The following is a 15,152-nucleotide window of genomic DNA, read 5'->3' as shown; positions in this document are numbered from 1 at the left end:
GGATTCCGCGACCAAGCCACGAGGGGCTGCGCCGTTGGCTGGAAACCTACGGCCACCAACCCTGCCCGAACCGGGCGTAATGATCCGCCGCGCGCTCGAACGGATTGCGCGCGCTCACCCCGCCGCACAGCAGGTACACCGGCAGGTACAGCGGCCCCAGCACCAGATACTGGTAGACGTGCGCGCGCTCGTGGTCATCCAGCCGGATCAGTGGCTCCACGCCCCACCCGGCCTGATGCGCATAGGTGCGACAGGACATGCCCAGGTCGTGTCCGGTATGCAGGATCACATTGCCCAGCGTGATCGCCCCGCCCGGCCCCCACGGCCAGTGATCGAAGATGAGTGCACAGTCGCGGGCGCTCCAGCGCAGCGTCGCCCCACCCAGCAGGCCCGCCAGCCCACCGATCAGGCCGATCAGCGTATTGGGCAGCGTCCACACCGCGCCCAGCACCTGCAGCGCGCGCAGCCAGAGTGGCCAGGGCCGGGAGGTGGCGTTCAATCGGCCTCGTTCGGGATCAGCAGCCACAGGATCAGGTAGACCAGGATGCCGGGGAAGGCCGCCGAGCCGATCGAGACCAGCACGAACACGATCCGTACCAGTGTGACGTTCCAGCCAAAGCGATGGGCAATGCCACCCATCACGCCGGCAATCATGCGGTCGTTCAGTGAACGCGACAGCGTGCGTGGCGTGGTGTTCATGGTGGCATCTCCTCGGGAACCAGAAAGCGCAGTCGAGCGTGGCTCGACTCTACACCCTGGCCATGTCTACGGCGCGCGTTGGCGCAGGGCCTGCAGGCGGGCGCCAAACCAGGCCGCAGCCGTCTGTTCAGGCTGCCCGGGACATTGGATGCGATAGGGCTTGCCGCTCATGCTGCTCTGGCTGGCCGCGCGCTCGATGAACTGCTCGGCGCTGTCGACCATGTCCTTCTTCAGCAGGTAGTCGTACTTGCGCTGCAGGTGCGCGCGCGCATCGCTGCCGTCGTACCAGCTGCCATTGCGCTGGAACCGGCACTGCGAACCGTCGAGGCTGGAGATCAACTGGGCGATCTCGCGTTGCGCCTGCGGGCCGGGGGCGGCGTCGGCCAGGGGTGCCGCCAGCAGTGCGGCAAGAATCAACGAAATCCGGTACGTCATCATCCCCCCAAGGGCAGTCGAGCAAGCTCGACTCTACAGGTCGCGAGCCTTCAGCCAGCCATCGATCGTGGCCGGCACTTCGCGTTGTGCGCGACCGGACACGTAAATGCCGATATGGCCGCCGCGGAAACTGGACTCGGTGTAGTCCTCGGTGCCCAGACGCCCGCGCATCGCGCGCGACGCATCCGGCGGCACCAGATGGTCCTGCTCGGCGTAGATGTTCAGCACCGGCAGGGTCACCTGCGACAGATCCACCGCCTCCTCGCCGATCCGCACCGTGCCATTCACCAATCCATTGCCCTGGTAGAACTGCTTGATGAAGTCACGGAACGCTTCGCCTGCCAGATCCGGTGAGTCGAAGATCCACTTCTCCATGCGCAGGAAATCCTCCAGCGCGGCCTTGTCATCGAGGATGTCGAGCAGGCCCACGTACTTCTGCACGTTCAGGCGGAACGGCTTGAGCATCAGGTAGCTGGCATTCATCAGATCGGCCGGGATGTTGCCCAGCGTGTCGACCAGCAGGTCGACGTCCACCTGCCGCGCCCAGTGCGAGAGCATGTTGTCGGCGGTCTGGAAATCGACCGGGGTGACCATGGTGATCAGCTTGCCCAGCTTGTGCCGGCGCAGCGCGGCGTAGCACAGCGCGAACACGCCGCCCTGGCAGATGCCGAGCAGGTCCACCGGTCCACCACTGCGCTGGCGCAACACGTCCACCGCGCCATCGATATAGCGCAGCAGATAATCCTCCAGGGTCTGGAAGCGTTCGGAGCGGTCCGGGTAGCCCCAGTCCAGCACGTATACGTCCTGGCCCAGCGCCAGTAGCTTCTGCACCAGTGAGCGATCAGCCTGCAGATCGACCATGTACGGCCGGTTGACCAGCGCGTAGACAATCAACAACGGCGTGCGCCGGGTCGGCGCCTGTTCGCCGACGAAGCGGTACAGCACCACCTTGCCGTCGCGCCAGACTTCCTCGCGGGCGGTCACGCCATAATCCACGTCCTCCACCTGCGGCAGCAGCGTGAGCCCTTCCAGCAGCTTGCGCTGCATGGCCAGGGTTTCCTGCATCAGGTCGTCGGCGTTGAAGCCCAGCGGTCCCTTCATCGGTCACGCGTCCGTGACGAGGTGCGGGCGGCGGCCTTCTTCGCAGGCGCCTTCCTTGCGGGCACTTTCTTTGCAGGCGCCTTGCTGGGGGCCGCCTTGTTGGCAGGGGCCTTCTTCGCCGCCTTGCGCGCGGCCGGCTTCACTTTCGCCGGGGCCGGCTGCGCCACGGGATCCACGGTGGCGGTACCCGCCAGCACCGCCACCTGCGCCTGCAGCCGACGCAGGCTGCGCTCCAGCTCGGCGATGCGGCGGTGCGCGGCGTCCATCTCGCTGCGGGTCGGCAACCCGATGCGCTCACTCATCTGTTCCACCTCGCGCTGCAGGCCGGCGCGCAGGCGCATCTGTGCGTTGCCCAGCGAGGCGTACACCTGCTGGAACGGCTCGGACATGGCGACCTTGGCGTAGGCCTCTTCGGCCACTTCGATCCACAGGTCGAACATCGCGCGGGCGCTGGTCAATTGGCTGCCGGGCTGCTCGTGCTGGGCCAGGCGCTGTTCAAACAACGCGAAGGCCTCGTCCAGCGCCTGCTTGATCTGCTCGACGTAGGCGCGCGAATGTTGCTGGTATTCCTCCTGCGCGCGCAGCAGCGCCTGCCAGCGCGCCTGGTGCTCACGGCCTGGACCAAACGCCGGGCTCTGCAGCCACGGGCCCGCCTGCAGCTGGAACTGCTGCAGCCAGGCGGCGAATTCGGGCACGGCGGCGCCGGCGTGGGTGCTGCCACGAGCGCCCTGCAGCATCCATTGCAGCATGCCATCACCCTGCCCCTGCACCGCCTCGCGCCAGGCCTGGGCCACGTCGGCGCTGCTGGCGTCGCGGCCGGCGAATCGCGCGGCCACGTCCTGCATGGTGCCGTACCAGCTACCGGCCTGTTCGCGGAACCGGCGCACCGCGTCTTCCGGCGCGCCCGGCCCCTGCTCGGGCAGCAGCTGGCCCCACTCGTCGAACAGCCGCTGCCAGCTGCCCGGGCCATCGCCAGCCGGGGCGCCAGGCGTCGCCGCGTGGCGCAGGGCATCTCCCCAGGCGCCGAAGTACTGCCGGGCCAGGGCTTCGAAATCGCTGCTGCCGGTATCGTGGGCCGAGCTGGTCATCGCAGGCCTCCGCAGGGCTGGGTCATGGCTTGGGAATACGCAGGGTCTTGCTGATCATCAGCGACCCGGACAGGGCGAACAGCAGCACCATCGGGTGCAGCTGCCACGGGCCGATCTGCCATTGGCCGAACCAGATTTCCTGGCCGATGGCGCCGGTGCCTGCCGCGATCGCCAGCACGATCACCAGTACCAGGCTGGTCGGGATCGGGGTGCCCTCGAAATACGTGACCTTGCCCTCGTCGCCCGTCATTGCCTCGGCGGTGACGTTGTAGCGCGCCAGGCGGCTGACGCCGCAGCAGACGAAATAGCTCAGCACCAGCCAGTCCCACCCGCCCTGCATGCCACAGGCATAGGCCAGTGCGGCCGGGGCCACACCGAAGGAGATCACGTCCGACAGCGAATCCAGCTCGCGGCCCAGGGTGGAGCTGGATTTGCGCCAGCGCGCGATGCGCCCGTCCAGCGCGTCGAAGATGAAGGCCAGCGGGATCAGCGCCATGCCGAACATCAGGTAGCCGCGCTCGCCGTCCTGCAGGAAGCGCATTGCGGCGAACACCGCACCGGTGCCGCAGAAAGCATTGGCCAGGGTGAACCAGTCGGCCAGCTGGAATTCGCGCAGCATCGAGAAGTGACGTTTCATGGGGTCTCACGGAGCATCAAGGCCCACAGGTTACCGCGAGCGCCGCCGCTGGCGACAGCACTGGCCGCGCCGATCCTTCACCGCTCCCTCACCTGTCCTCACCGGCGGTGAATTTTTCGCCACCCATCTTGACAGCCTAGGGGGGTGGCGCCTGTCGCCGCTTATCCACAAAGTTGCCCACGCGTAATCCACACCCCCTGTGGACAACCAGATCTCACCGACTGCGACGCTGGACATTTCCTCATCACCCTGAAGCGGGGTTCCCCTACTTCCCAAGCTGCGAAGGCAGCGCTATGGTCGTCGGCGGACCCCGCCGCCGCCACGTCCAGATTCCCGCGACGGACGATGATGATGCTGGATGCTTCCACCCTGGCCGCGCAGCTGCGGCACCCCCACGGCGACGCCGCACAGGCTGTAGCCGAATCGATGAACCGCAGCAATGGCGCGCTCAACCGGGCCGCGATCGGCCTGCTGGCGGTGACCTCAGGCGAACGGGTGCTGGAGATCGGCCCCGGCAACGCTGCGTTTGCGCCGCTGCTTCTGCAGGCCAGCGACAGCCGCTACCTGGGCATCGAACTGTCCAGCGCCATGGTCGAGGCCGGCAACCGGCAGCTCGTCGCCGCCGGGCTGGCCGAGCGGGCCGGGATGCGCCATGGCGACGCCCATGCCCTGCCGATCGCCGATGCCGCGATGGATGCGGCACTGGCCGTCAACACCCTGTACTTCTGGCCAGACCTGGCGCCGGTGCTGGGCGAACTGGCACGGGTCGTGCGCCCGGGTGGCCGGCTATGCCTGGCCTTCGGCGATGCCGCCTTCATGCGCAGCCTGCCGTTCACCGCCGATTTCCAGCTGCACGAGCTGGATGCAGTGGAGCTGGCGCTGCGTGTCGCCGGGTTCGGCGTTTCTGCCTGGCGCAGCCACCGCGAAACCGCGCCCGGCAACGATGGCCAGGCCCGCGAAAAGCACTTCCATCTGCTACTGGCACAGCGGCGCTGAACCGGACTTCCGGCCAGCGGCCGGCACTACCCAGCTTGCAGCGGCGCTGACGTGGTAGAGCCGGCCGCTGGCCGGCTGCCCGGAACGTTACGGGTTGCCGGCCAGCGGTCGGTATTACCCGCCTTGCACCCGTCGCCGCCAACGCGCGAAACAGAACACCTGCATCACCAGCATCGCCAGCAATCCCAGCGGCCACGCCCACCACAGCCCGGCCAGCCCATGCCGCGCCTGCAGCCACATCGCCAGCGGCAGTTCCACCAGCAACACCGCCGACATGCCCAGCAACGCTGGCAGCAAAACCGTGCCGCTGCCACGCATCACCCCGACCAGCACCGCGGTGACACCCATTGCCAGCACGCCCCAGACCACCGTACGCAGCTGCAGCGCGGCCAGTTCGCGCACCTCCGGCGCCGCCAGGATCAGGCCGCTCAGCCAGGGCGCCAATGCCATCACCAGCATCACCACCGCCGCCAGCAACGCCAGCCCCAGCAGCACGCCGGTGCGGGCGATGGCCGGCAACCGCGCCGCACGCCCCGCGCCCATCGCGTGGGCCGCAAGGATGGTGGCGGTGATGCCCAGCGACATGGCTGGCAACTGCACCCAGCTCATCAACTGGTTGACCGCACCGTAGGCCGCCGTGGCCGTGTAGCCGTAGCGGTTGATCCAGCCCAGCAACACGATCTCGGCAATGGCCAGGCTGAACATCTGCAGCGAGGACGGTAGGCCGATGCGCAGCATCGAGCGGATCAGCCCCCGATCGAAACGGATGGCGCGCAGCAGATCATGGCCCGGCGCCAACGGGTGTGCCAGACGATGCCAGCGCCACAGCAACCAGACCAGGCCCAGCAGCGAAGCGAACACCGCCGATACCGCCGCACTGGCCGCACCCAGCCGCGGCAGGCCGGCCCAGCCCAGGATCAGCAGTGGCGTGCACAACAGGCCCACCCCTGTGGCCAGCAGCAGCGCGTGCAATGGCGTCTTCGCATCGCCCACCGCGCGGCTTACGGCGGTCGCCAGCCACAGCAGGAAGAAGGCCGGCGCCCCCAGCAACAACACGCGCGCATAGGCGATGGCCTCGTCCAGGATCGGTGCCGGCGTACCCAGTGCTGCCAGCAGCTGCGGCGCGAAGAGGCCGCCCACCGCCATCGCCAGCACCGACAGCGACAGCACCAGCGCCACCGCGCTGCCTGCCACCGCTCGCGCCTGGTGTGGCCGACCGGCGCCCCAGGCCTGGCCGATCAGCACCATCGCACCGGTCGCCAGGCCCATCACCAGCGCCAGCAGCAGGAAAAAAGCCGGGAAGAATGCGGCGGCGGCGGCCACGGCCTGCGTGCCAAGCAGGTGCCCCAGATAGATGTTGTCCAGTGTGCCTGCGGCCAACTGCAGCGCATTGGTCAGCAGCATCGGAAGCAGCAGGGTCAGATAGGTGCGCCACAGCGGCTGCGCAACCGGCGCAGCAGGAGATGCAGGAGATGCAGGAGGGTTCATCGGAGTCTCTGGGCAAAGCGGCGCCCTGCCCGGCGTTTCAGCCAGCAAAGAGCGCGCACGAAGGGAACGGGCCGTGGCCCGCGATCAGGTGAAGCGCTCGCTCAGCGAGCGCGGGGTGTTTCAGCCGTCGGCAGTGCTGGCAGGGTCATCGAACGCCAGGCGCAGGGCATGCGTGCGCACGTCGTCGGGCCACGCGTGCAATGCCGTTTCAAAACCCGCGCGGTCATGCGCGAACAGGAGGCGGATGGCGTCCTCGAAGCCCGGCAGGTCGCCGCCGATGGTCTGCAGGAAGTGATAGGCACGCTCGCTGTCCCGGCGCTGCCGATCCCTGTCCGCGCCGGCACGGCTGGCCGATTCCACCAGCCTGCGCAGCACCACCGAGGCCCCGCCCGGCTGTTCGGCCAGCCACGCCCAATGGCGCGGCAGCAGTGTCACTTCGCGGGCAACCACGCCCAGCTTGGGTCGACCGCGGCCGCGTGGGATTGCAGGTGTATCGTCGACCGGGGTTTCCGGATCCGCTTCCACGGCCGGCGGGAACGCCTCGGCCACCCGCGCCAGCAGCTGCGCATCCGTGCCGCGCGTATCGAAATCGCGGGTGCGGCCGGTGGCGTTGTCGAACACCAGCAGCGGACCGGCGGCGTTGTCGGCGCGCAGCTGTTTCAGCGCCAACGCGGCGACTTCCGGGGTACCGGACGCCACCAGGCGATGGCCGTCGAAACAGCTGAACGGAGGAAGTCGGGACGCAGGCATGGCAAGGGCACCGGAGGCGATGCGCAAATATTGCCCGGGTAATTTGTGACTGTCAATATTGTCCGGGTATTAATTGGCCGGAAGAGCGTGCCAACCAAGGTTGGCATCCACCAGAAAGGTTGGCACCCACCCGATTCGCCGGGTCACAGCCGGCTGAAGGACCAGCTCACCATGCGGCCGTCCTTGTACGGCATCACGCCGTGGAACGGGCGCGGGTCGGCATCGAACACCAGCGGCAGGAAATTGCGGTCGCCCTCCCACATCGGCAGCGTGTCCAGCTTGTCCAGCTCCACCCATTCCAGCGTGCCTTCATGGTTGCCACCGTGCGGAGTACCTTCGAAGCCATCGATGACGAACACGAAGCCGAGCCAATCCTCGCCGTGCTTGCCGAAGCCGGGCCAGCTGATGGTGCCGCGCAGGCGCATGCCGGTGCAGTCGATGCCGGCCTCCTCCTGGATCTCGCGGCGCATGCTGGCGGCCACGTCCTCGTCCGCTTCGATCTTGCCGCCCAGCCCGTTGTACTTGCCCAGGTGATGGTCTCCCGGGCGGGTATTGCGGTGGATCATCAGCACCTGGCGACGATCAGGCGAAAGCACGTAGCCCAGGGTGGCGACGATCGGGGTGTACGGCATGGGGCAGCATCCAGCGGCAGGTCAGCCCCGGATTATGGCCGATCAGCGCACCAGCGACAGGCGGCGCTCGGTCGGCGTGCGGATGCCGTCGGAATCGCGACGCAGGGTGGCGACGCCGTGGCCGCGCTCGGCCAGGTATTCCAGCCACTTGCCGAGGAAGGTGTTCATCCGCATGCGGTGGCTGATCAGCTCTGCCGGCGGCGGATACAGGCCCATCGTGTCCTGCCAGCGGCGGCCGACGTAGCAGTGGGTGGTCTCGGCCTGGCGCGCGTCGCGGTACAGGCGCACATAGGCCGACGGATCGGGCTCGCCGGTGACCGGGTCGGCCAGGTCGTAGGTCAGGCGCAGTTCCACCGTGTAGCGGTGGCATTCGATCACGTCCAGGCGCACGTCCAGGCCATCACCCACCGAAGAGATGTAGCTGCCCGCAACCAGCTCGGCCGGCGCGAACAGGCGCACCAGGTGGCGGTAGTTTTCCGCGTACAGGCCCATGAGCCAGCTCAGCCGGCTCAGGCGGGGGATACGTTCGGTGCGGGGCGAGGCGTGGGCCATGGGTCGATCCTACACGTTGGTGCTTCAACGTGGGGGCGCACACGTGCAAGCCAACCCCTGGGTAGTGCCGGCCGCTGGCCGGCAGCCCTCCGTCGCGGCCAAGTGTTCATCGACCAGCCGGCCAGCGGCCGGCTCTACCAGACCAGGATCAATACAGCTCGCGCTGCAGCCCCAGCGTAGCCAGCACCTTGCTGGAAATCTCCTCGATCGAGGTGTGGGTGGTGCTCAGGGTCGGAATGCGCTCCATCTGGAACATCACTTCGGCCGCGGCCACCTCGCGCTTGCAGGTATCCAGGTTGGCGTAGCGCGAATTCGGGCGCCGTTCCTGGCGGATCTGCTGCAGGCGGTCCGGGTCGATGGTCAGCCCGAACAGCTTGCGCCGGTAGTTGCGCAGGCGCGGCGGCAGGCGGTCGCTTTCCAGGTCTTCGTCGGTCAGCGGGTAGTTGGCCGCGCGCACGCCGTAATGCAGGGCCAGGTAGATGCAGGTGGGCGTCTTGCCGGCGCGCGACACCGCCACCAGGATCACGTCGGCATCGTCGTAGTTCACCGCGATGCCATCGTCATGGGTCAGGGCGAAGTTCATCGCGTTGATGCGGCGGTGGTAGGTGTCGAAATCGACCATGCCGTGGGCCTGGCCGACCCGCGCCAGGCGCGGGCTGGCCAGCTCGCGTTCCAGCGGCTCGATGAACGGTGCGAACACATCCAGCATCAGCGCCCCGCTGTCGGCCAGGATCAGGCTCAGGCTCTGGTCCACGCAGGAGTTCACCACGATCGGCCGGACCTGGTACCGCTCCCCTGCCGCCTGGATCCGGGCACAGGCTTCACGCGCCTTTTCGGGGTCGTCGACAAACGACATGCGGTCGGTAATGAAGCTGAACCCGGAGAACTGGGTCAGCAGGCTATGCCCAATGGTTTCAGCGGTGATACCGGTTCCATCGGAAACGTAGAACACCGGACGGATGGTCGACATGCGCGCTTTTACCCCCTACGAAGCCTAAAAAGGCCGTCAGCACAAGCTTGTGCCAACGGTGGTCTGCCCGGCATCATATCGGCTTCTTCCTACGGACGCGGCCATTCCAGCCCGCCTCGGGCGATGGCCAAACGGAGCATCGCGCTTGAACGAGAACATCCTGTGGTTGCACGAACTGCGTCTGGCCGACCTGGCCCGCGTAGGCGGCAAGAATTCGTCGCTGGGCGAGATGATCGGCAACCTTGCCGGTCTGGGCGTGTCGGTGCCGGGCGGTTATGCCACCACCGCTGAAGCCTTCAAGGACTTCATCGCGCACAACGACCTGTCCAAGCGCATCTTCGACAAGCTGGCCACGCTGGACGTCGAGGACGTCAACGCGCTGACCGCCGCGGGCAAGGAAATCCGCACCTGGGTGATCGATGCCCCGCTGCAGCCGCAGCTGGACCAGGACATCCGCACCGCCTACGCCCAGCTGAGCGCCGACAACGGCGGCGGCGACGTGGCCGTGGCCGTGCGCTCGTCGGCCACCGCCGAGGATCTGCCGGATGCGTCCTTCGCCGGCCAGCAGGAAACCTTCCTCAACGTCACCGGTGCCGACGATGTCGTGCACAAGGTCAAGGAAGTGTTCGCCTCGCTGTACAACGACCGTGCCATCGCCTACCGCGTGCACCACGGCTTCAAGCATGAAGACGTGTTCCTGTCGGCCGGCGTGCAGCTGATGGTGCGTTCGGGCGTCGGTTCCTCCGGCGTGCTGTTCACCCTGGACACCGAGTCCGGCTTCCGCGACGTGGTGTTCGTCACCTCTTCGTTCGGCCTGGGCGAAATGGTCGTGCAGGGCGCGGTCAACCCGGACGAGTACTACGTCTACAAGCCCACCCTGCAGGCCGGCAAGCCGGCGATCCTGCGCCGCTCGCTCGGCAGCAAGGCGATCCGCATGGTGTATTCGGATGTCCCCGGCGAGCGCGTCAGGATCGAGGACACCCCGGCCGAACTGCGCAACACCTTCTCGATCAGCGACGAGGACGTGCAGGAACTGTCCAAGCAGGCCCTGGTCATCGAAAAGCACTACGGCCGCCCGATGGACATCGAGTGGGCCAAGGACGGTGTCAGCGGCAAGCTGTTCATCGTGCAGGCGCGCCCGGAAACGGTGAAGTCGCGCAGCCACGCGACCCAGATCGAGCGCTTCGCGCTGACCGAGAAGGGCGGCAACGTGCTGGCCGAGGGCCGCGCCGTCGGCGCCAAGATCGGTTCGGGCGTGGCCCGCGTGGTCAAGACGCTGGACGACATGAACCGCGTGCAGCCGGGCGACGTGCTGATCGCCGACATGACCGACCCCGACTGGGAGCCGGTGATGAAGCGCGCCTCGGCCATCGTCACCAACCGCGGTGGCCGCACCTGCCACGCCGCGATCATCGCGCGCGAGCTGGGCGTGCCGGCCGTGGTCGGTTCGGGCAACGCGACCAAGGTCATCGAAGATGGCCAGCTGGTCACCGTCAGCTGCGCTGAAGGTGATACCGGCTTCATCTACGAAGGCAAGCTCGGCTTCGAACGCACCACCACCGATCTGGGCAACATGCCACCGGCACCGCTGAAGATCATGATGAACGTGGCCAACCCGGAACGTGCCTTCGACTTCGGCCAGCTGCCGAACGCCGGCATCGGCCTGGCCCGCCTGGAAATGATCATCGCCAGCCACATCGGCATCCACCCGAACGCGCTGCTGGAGTACGACCGCCAGGACGCGGCGACCAAGAAGAAGATCGACGAGAAGATCGCCGGCTACGGTGATCCGGTCAGCTTCTACGTGGACCGCCTGGCCGAAGGCATCGCCACCCTCACCGCCTCGGTCGCCCCGAACGCCGTGATCGTGCGTCTGTCGGACTTCAAGTCCAACGAGTACGCCAACCTGATCGGCGGCAGCAACTACGAGCCGCACGAAGAGAACCCGATGATCGGCTTCCGCGGCGCCAGCCGTTACGTCGACCCGAGCTTCTCGGCCGCCTTCGCGCTGGAGTGCAAGGCCGTGCTGCGCGTGCGCAACGAAATGGGCCTGGACAACCTGTGGGTCATGATTCCGTTCGTGCGCACCCTGGAAGAAGGCCGCAAGGTCATCGAGGTACTGGAACAGAACGGCCTGAAGCAGGGCGAGAACGGCCTGAAGATCATCATGATGTGCGAAGTGCCGTCCAACGCACTGCTCGCCGATGAGTTCCTGGAGATCTTCGACGGCTTCTCGATCGGCTCCAACGACCTGACCCAGCTCAGCCTGGGCCTGGACCGCGATTCGTCGATCGTCGCGCACCTGTTCGACGAACGTAACCCGGCAGTGAAGAAGCTGCTGTCGATGGCGATCAAGTCGGCACGTGCCAAGGGCAAGTACGTCGGCATCTGCGGCCAGGGCCCGTCCGACCATCCGGATCTGGCCGAATGGCTGATGCAGGAAGGCATCGAGTCGGTGTCGTTGAACCCGGATACCGTGGTCGACACCTGGCTGCGCCTGGCCAAGCACAAGGCCAATGGTTGATCCATTGATGGGCTGACGTCGCTTTCATTGGCGTCCGCCCATACTGCAGCTGCATGCACGCCCCGCCTCTGCGGGGCGTGCCTGTTTCTGGCGTTCGCATACGCCATGACGACTGCTGCAAAGGAGCCCGCATGATTGCTGTCACCGCCCCCGCCACGACCTGGTTACATTCGCTGGATTGGGAACGCCTGTTCGAAACCTACGGCGTGCCGCTGCTTGCCGCCATCGTGGTGCTGCTGGTCGGCATGTGGCTTGCAAGACGGGTGTCCAATACCCTGCCGCGTGCAACGGCAAGGGTCGGCATGGACCCGATGCTCGGCAATTTCATGCGAAACGTGGTGTATTCGGCCTCGCTGGTCATCGTGGTCGTGCTGGCCATCAATACGCTGGGCGTACCGATTTCCCCGCTGCTGGCCGTGCTCGGCACCGCCGGCCTGGCCGTCGGCCTGGCATTGAAGGATTCGCTGTCCAACATCGCCTCCGGGGTGATGCTGGTGACCCTGCGCCCGTTCCGCGTTGGCGATGTGGTGACCGTGGCCGGGCAGACCGGCACCGTGCGCGAAGTGCGCATCTTCCAGACCGTCATCACCGGCGCGGACAACCAGCACACCACCATTCCCAACACGCTGATCACCGCCGCGCCGATCATCAACCTCACCGCCGAGCCGACGCGCCGCGTCGAACTGGTGGTCGGCATCGGTTACGAGGACAACATCCAGCTGGCGCGCGACACCGCGCTGGCACTGATGAAGGCCGATCCGCGCGTGCTGCAGACGCCGGTACCGGACGTGGTGGTGTACGAGCTGGGCGCGCACGCCATCAACCTGGGCATCCGCTGCTACGTGAAGTCGGCCGACTGGTTCGGCACCAAGGTCACGCTGCTGGAACAGCTCAAGCTGGGCTTCGACAAGGCCGGCATCAACATTCCGTACCCGCAGCAGGACATGCACCTGTACCTGCATGGCAAGGATGGCGGCGTGGTCGAGGCCGATGCACTGGTGCGCGACAAGCCCTGACGCACAACGGTAGTGCCGGCCGCTGGCCGGCACTATCAGGAACCGCGCAGACCGGCCATCGGCGTCAGGCCTCGACGGCCGCTTCCAGCGCCGGGTAATCGGTAAACCCGACCGCACCACCGCCGAAGAACGTCGCCCGATCCGGTGGGTTCAATTCGGCACCCGCGCGCAGGCGCTCGGGCAGATCCGGATTGGCGATGAACGGCCGGCCGAAGCCGATCAGGTCGGCCCAGCCCTCAGACAGCGCCTGCTCGGCGCGCTCGGTGGTGTACTTGCCGGCATAGATCAGCGTGCCCGGGTAGACCATGCGCAGCGCCTGCTTGAACGCGACTGGCATCAGCGGCGCATCATCCCAGTCGGCCTCGGCGATATGCAGGTAGCCCACGCCAAGTTCGCCCAGCAGGTGCGCGGCCGCCAGGTAAGTCGCCTGCGGCGTATCGTCCACCGCGCCCTGCAGCGTGGTCAGCGGCGCCAGGCGCACGCCGACGCGCTCACCACCGGCCACCGCCACCACCGCCTGCACCACCTCGCGCAGGAAGCGCAGCCGGTTCTGCAATGCGCCACCGTAGCCGTCGGTACGCTGGTTGGCCTGCGAGTCGATGAACTGGTTGATCAGGTAGCCATTGGCGCCGTGCAGTTCGACGCCATCGAAGCCAGCAGCGAGCGCATTGCGGGCGGCCTGCGCGTAGTCGGCGATGATGCCCGGAATCTCATCCTCGGCCAGTGCACGCGGCATCGAATGCTGGATCATTTCGCCCACACCGGCATCGGGGCCTGCGCCGGTCGGGTCGACGAAGACCTTCACGCCTTCGGCCAGCAACGCCGAGGAAGACACCGGCGCCACGCCACCCGGCTGCAGCGCCACGTGCGAAACCCGGCCGACGTGCCACAGCTGCGCGTAGATGCGACCACCGGCCGCATGCACGGCATCAGTCACCTGGCGCCAGCCCTGCACCTGCTCATCGCTGTGGATGCCGGGCGTCCAGGCGTAACCCTGGCCCTGCGGGCTGATCTGGGTACCTTCGCTGACGATCAGACCGGCGCTGGCACGCTGCGCGTAGTAGGCGGCCATATCCGCGGTGGCGACGTTGCCGTGCGCTGCACGCGAGCGTGTCATCGGCGGCATCACGATGCGGTTGGGCAGGGTCAGGGCGCCCAGGCGGTGGGGGGTAAACAGCATGGCGGCAATCTCTTGCGGGGGGAGTACCCGCAAGGATGGGGATGGAGCCCGCAGCACAACAGGCGCATCGTGGCAAAACAGTTGTGCCCGGCAGGCAAGGATGGCCTGGCCTGGGGTCGGATCCCTTTGCGACGCAAAGGGCTCTGCCCCCCGAGCCGGTTACAGCGTCGGCTCGATCAACACGCCACCGTGCGCCACCCGGTCGTAGCAGGCGCGCACCACGTCTTCGCCGTACTTGCGTTCCAGCCGGCGCACGATGAAATGGCCGCGCGCCATGTCCTGGTAGTAATCGGTGAACATGGTGTTGAGCGTTGCACCGGCTGCCGCACCCACGATCGGCACCGCCTGTGCGGCGAACTTTTCGGTGACCACCACGCCGAAACGGGCGGCCACCTTCTCCACCATCTTCGCCAGCAGCTTGCCGGCTTCCTTCGGCGCCACGCCCAGGGTCAGGTCGCGCCCCGTCACCACGCGCCCGGCCAATTCGGCCGACAGGTGCCGCATCACGTCGGTGGTGAAGCCGCGGGCCAGGTAGTAGCCGGTCTCGCTGGCGTCATCGCGCGGCGAGTTGCCGCCCAGCGCGAACACCTCCAGGCAGGCCTGGCGGGTGCTGAACTCGGACAGGTCGAAGCCCTCGCTGCGGGCCACGTCGGCCACCGCACGCATCATGATGGTGGTCGACACCGGCAGCTCGATGAACAGTGCAGCGAAGCCAAAGGCCCCGCCAACCGCGCCCGAGGTCGCCGCTGCCAGCTTGTGCCAGCGCGTGGAGGCGCCCTTGCCGGGGCTGTTGTCCATGCTCCACAGCGCCGCCTGCGCCGACTTGGACAGCGCCGCCTGCACCGCGCCATGGATACGGCCGGAGACCGCCTTGGGCAGCGCCTTCACCGCGAATTCCAGTGGCGTGCCGACCAGGTTGGCCATGCGCGCGGTCAGGGTCGGGGCTTCCAGCAGGGTTACCGCCCGCTGCAGGTCGGACCAGTCGCGGGCATCGTGGGCGATGTCGCGGGGGAGCAGGATGGGCTCGTTCATGGCGCCGATCTTAGCGCCAGGGAGTTGAACGGAGGGTAGTGCCGGCCGCTGG

Annotated in this window: 16 protein-coding genes; 3 read left to right on the top strand and 13 right to left on the bottom strand. The window is 67.2% G+C overall.

The window, feature by feature from the left end; genetic code table 11:
• Positions 1-46: 46 nt before the first annotated feature.
• The 6 genes from QRO93_RS18625 to QRO93_RS18600 all read right to left on the bottom strand — a co-directional run bounded on the left by QRO93_RS18625 (position 47) and on the right by QRO93_RS18600 (position 3,960).
• Entirely contained in the window at positions 47-499 is a 453-nt protein-coding gene (locus QRO93_RS18625; RefSeq protein ID WP_053450136.1) for a hypothetical protein, read from the bottom strand.
• Positions 496-699 (bottom strand): PspC domain-containing protein, encoded by a 204-nt coding sequence (locus QRO93_RS18620; RefSeq protein WP_180880209.1) that lies wholly within the window; start codon positions 697-699, stop codon positions 496-498. The genes QRO93_RS18625 and QRO93_RS18620 overlap by 4 nt, the downstream gene beginning before the upstream one ends.
• Positions 700-765: 66 nt before the next feature.
• Positions 766-1,134 carry a YfeK family protein gene (locus QRO93_RS18615; protein WP_180880207.1) on the bottom strand — a complete coding sequence of 123 codons (369 nt, stop codon included), beginning with the start codon at positions 1,132-1,134 and terminating at the stop codon, positions 766-768.
• A gap of 33 nt (positions 1,135-1,167) precedes the next feature.
• Complete coding sequence (locus QRO93_RS18610; RefSeq protein ID WP_053450137.1) at positions 1,168-2,235, bottom strand: class III poly(R)-hydroxyalkanoic acid synthase subunit PhaC; 1,068 nt, start codon at positions 2,233-2,235, stop codon at positions 1,168-1,170.
• Complete coding sequence (phaE, locus tag QRO93_RS18605; protein WP_180880206.1) at positions 2,232-3,323, bottom strand: class III poly(R)-hydroxyalkanoic acid synthase subunit PhaE; 1,092 nt, start codon at positions 3,321-3,323, stop codon at positions 2,232-2,234. Before phaE ends, QRO93_RS18610 begins: the two co-directional genes overlap by 4 nt.
• Positions 3,324-3,345: 22 nt before the next feature.
• Positions 3,346-3,960: a phosphatidylcholine/phosphatidylserine synthase gene (locus QRO93_RS18600; protein WP_006452013.1), complete on the bottom strand. Its 615-nt coding sequence runs from the start codon at positions 3,958-3,960 to the stop codon at positions 3,346-3,348.
• Between the two features lie 345 nt (positions 3,961-4,305).
• Here QRO93_RS18600 and QRO93_RS18595 point away from each other — a divergent pair, with 345 nt between their 5' ends.
• Positions 4,306-4,956 (top strand): class I SAM-dependent methyltransferase, encoded by a 651-nt coding sequence (locus tag QRO93_RS18595; RefSeq protein WP_180880205.1) that lies wholly within the window; start codon positions 4,306-4,308, stop codon positions 4,954-4,956.
• Between the two features lie 114 nt (positions 4,957-5,070).
• On the opposite strand, the gene QRO93_RS18590 is transcribed toward QRO93_RS18595, so the two are convergent.
• From QRO93_RS18590 to QRO93_RS18570, 5 genes are all read right to left on the bottom strand, one after another.
• Complete coding sequence (locus QRO93_RS18590; protein WP_285304314.1) at positions 5,071-6,444, bottom strand: MATE family efflux transporter; 1,374 nt, start codon at positions 6,442-6,444, stop codon at positions 5,071-5,073.
• 120 nt (positions 6,445-6,564) lie between these two features.
• Positions 6,565-7,194, bottom strand: coding sequence for a DUF2239 family protein (locus tag QRO93_RS18585; RefSeq protein ID WP_180880159.1), 630 nt, complete (start codon positions 7,192-7,194; stop codon positions 6,565-6,567).
• A gap of 143 nt (positions 7,195-7,337) precedes the next feature.
• Positions 7,338-7,826, bottom strand: a complete 489-nt coding sequence (locus QRO93_RS18580; protein WP_053450141.1) for an 8-oxo-dGTP diphosphatase — start codon at positions 7,824-7,826, stop codon at positions 7,338-7,340.
• Positions 7,827-7,868: 42 nt separating this feature from the next.
• The gene (locus QRO93_RS18575) at positions 7,869-8,378 is read right to left on the bottom strand and encodes a DUF1249 domain-containing protein (protein WP_053450142.1); all 510 of its coding nucleotides are present in this window, start codon (positions 8,376-8,378) and stop codon (positions 7,869-7,871) included.
• Between the two features lie 148 nt (positions 8,379-8,526).
• Complete coding sequence (locus QRO93_RS18570) at positions 8,527-9,348, bottom strand: pyruvate, water dikinase regulatory protein (protein WP_006452040.1); 822 nt, start codon at positions 9,346-9,348, stop codon at positions 8,527-8,529.
• A gap of 145 nt (positions 9,349-9,493) precedes the next feature.
• Here QRO93_RS18570 and ppsA point away from each other — a divergent pair, with 145 nt between their 5' ends.
• Both ppsA and QRO93_RS18560 read left to right on the top strand, forming a co-directional pair.
• Complete coding sequence (ppsA, locus tag QRO93_RS18565) at positions 9,494-11,872, top strand: phosphoenolpyruvate synthase (protein WP_164087392.1); 2,379 nt, start codon at positions 9,494-9,496, stop codon at positions 11,870-11,872.
• A 131-nt stretch (positions 11,873-12,003) separates the two neighbouring features.
• Positions 12,004-12,888 carry a mechanosensitive ion channel family protein gene (locus tag QRO93_RS18560; protein WP_053450144.1) on the top strand — a complete coding sequence of 295 codons (885 nt, stop codon included), beginning with the start codon at positions 12,004-12,006 and terminating at the stop codon, positions 12,886-12,888.
• Positions 12,889-12,952: 64 nt separating this feature from the next.
• Here the strand turns inward: QRO93_RS18560 and QRO93_RS18555 are convergent, their stop codons facing one another.
• Together QRO93_RS18555 and QRO93_RS18550 are read right to left on the bottom strand one after the other, a co-directional pair.
• A complete protein-coding gene (locus QRO93_RS18555; protein ID WP_180880157.1) occupies positions 12,953-14,068 on the bottom strand; it encodes an alkene reductase in 1,116 nt (371 codons plus the stop codon).
• Between the two features lie 159 nt (positions 14,069-14,227).
• Entirely contained in the window at positions 14,228-15,100 is an 873-nt protein-coding gene (locus QRO93_RS18550) for an EcsC family protein (protein ID WP_053450146.1), read from the bottom strand.
• Between the last annotated feature and the right edge of the window lie 52 nt (positions 15,101-15,152).

This window comes from Stenotrophomonas maltophilia group sp. Smal17, from assembly GCF_030237045.1.
Taxonomy (GTDB): Bacteria; Pseudomonadota; Gammaproteobacteria; order Xanthomonadales; family Xanthomonadaceae; genus Stenotrophomonas; species Stenotrophomonas forensis.
The sequence above is the reverse complement of the archived record's forward strand: the minus strand, read 5'-3'. Positions and strand labels throughout refer to the sequence as shown.

What these genes read in the sequence shown, in the direction of transcription:
- QRO93_RS18615 (WP_180880207.1), bottom strand. Translation starts at nt 1,134, where the DNA reads ATGACGTACCGGATTTCGTTGATTCTTGCCGCACTGCTGGCGGCACCC.
- QRO93_RS18580 (WP_053450141.1), bottom strand. Translation starts at nt 7,826, where the DNA reads ATGCCGTACACCCCGATCGTCGCCACCCTGGGCTACGTGCTTTCGCCT.
- QRO93_RS18610 (WP_053450137.1), bottom strand. Translation starts at nt 2,235, where the DNA reads ATGAAGGGACCGCTGGGCTTCAACGCCGACGACCTGATGCAGGAAACC.
- QRO93_RS18590 (WP_285304314.1), bottom strand. Translation starts at nt 6,444, where the DNA reads ATGAACCCTCCTGCATCTCCTGCATCTCCTGCTGCGCCGGTTGCGCAG.
- QRO93_RS18555 (WP_180880157.1), bottom strand. Translation starts at nt 14,068, where the DNA reads ATGCTGTTTACCCCCCACCGCCTGGGCGCCCTGACCCTGCCCAACCGC.
- phaE (WP_180880206.1), bottom strand. Translation starts at nt 3,323, where the DNA reads ATGACCAGCTCGGCCCACGATACCGGCAGCAGCGATTTCGAAGCCCTG.
- QRO93_RS18575 (WP_053450142.1), bottom strand. Translation starts at nt 8,378, where the DNA reads ATGGCCCACGCCTCGCCCCGCACCGAACGTATCCCCCGCCTGAGCCGG.
- QRO93_RS18550 (WP_053450146.1), bottom strand. Translation starts at nt 15,100, where the DNA reads ATGAACGAGCCCATCCTGCTCCCCCGCGACATCGCCCACGATGCCCGC.
- QRO93_RS18595 (WP_180880205.1), top strand. Translation starts at nt 4,306, where the DNA reads ATGATGATGCTGGATGCTTCCACCCTGGCCGCGCAGCTGCGGCACCCC.
- QRO93_RS18585 (WP_180880159.1), bottom strand. Translation starts at nt 7,194, where the DNA reads ATGCCTGCGTCCCGACTTCCTCCGTTCAGCTGTTTCGACGGCCATCGC.
- QRO93_RS18620 (WP_180880209.1), bottom strand. Translation starts at nt 699, where the DNA reads ATGAACACCACGCCACGCACGCTGTCGCGTTCACTGAACGACCGCATG.
- QRO93_RS18560 (WP_053450144.1), top strand. Translation starts at nt 12,004, where the DNA reads ATGATTGCTGTCACCGCCCCCGCCACGACCTGGTTACATTCGCTGGAT.
- QRO93_RS18600 (WP_006452013.1), bottom strand. Translation starts at nt 3,960, where the DNA reads ATGAAACGTCACTTCTCGATGCTGCGCGAATTCCAGCTGGCCGACTGG.
- QRO93_RS18570 (WP_006452040.1), bottom strand. Translation starts at nt 9,348, where the DNA reads ATGTCGACCATCCGTCCGGTGTTCTACGTTTCCGATGGAACCGGTATC.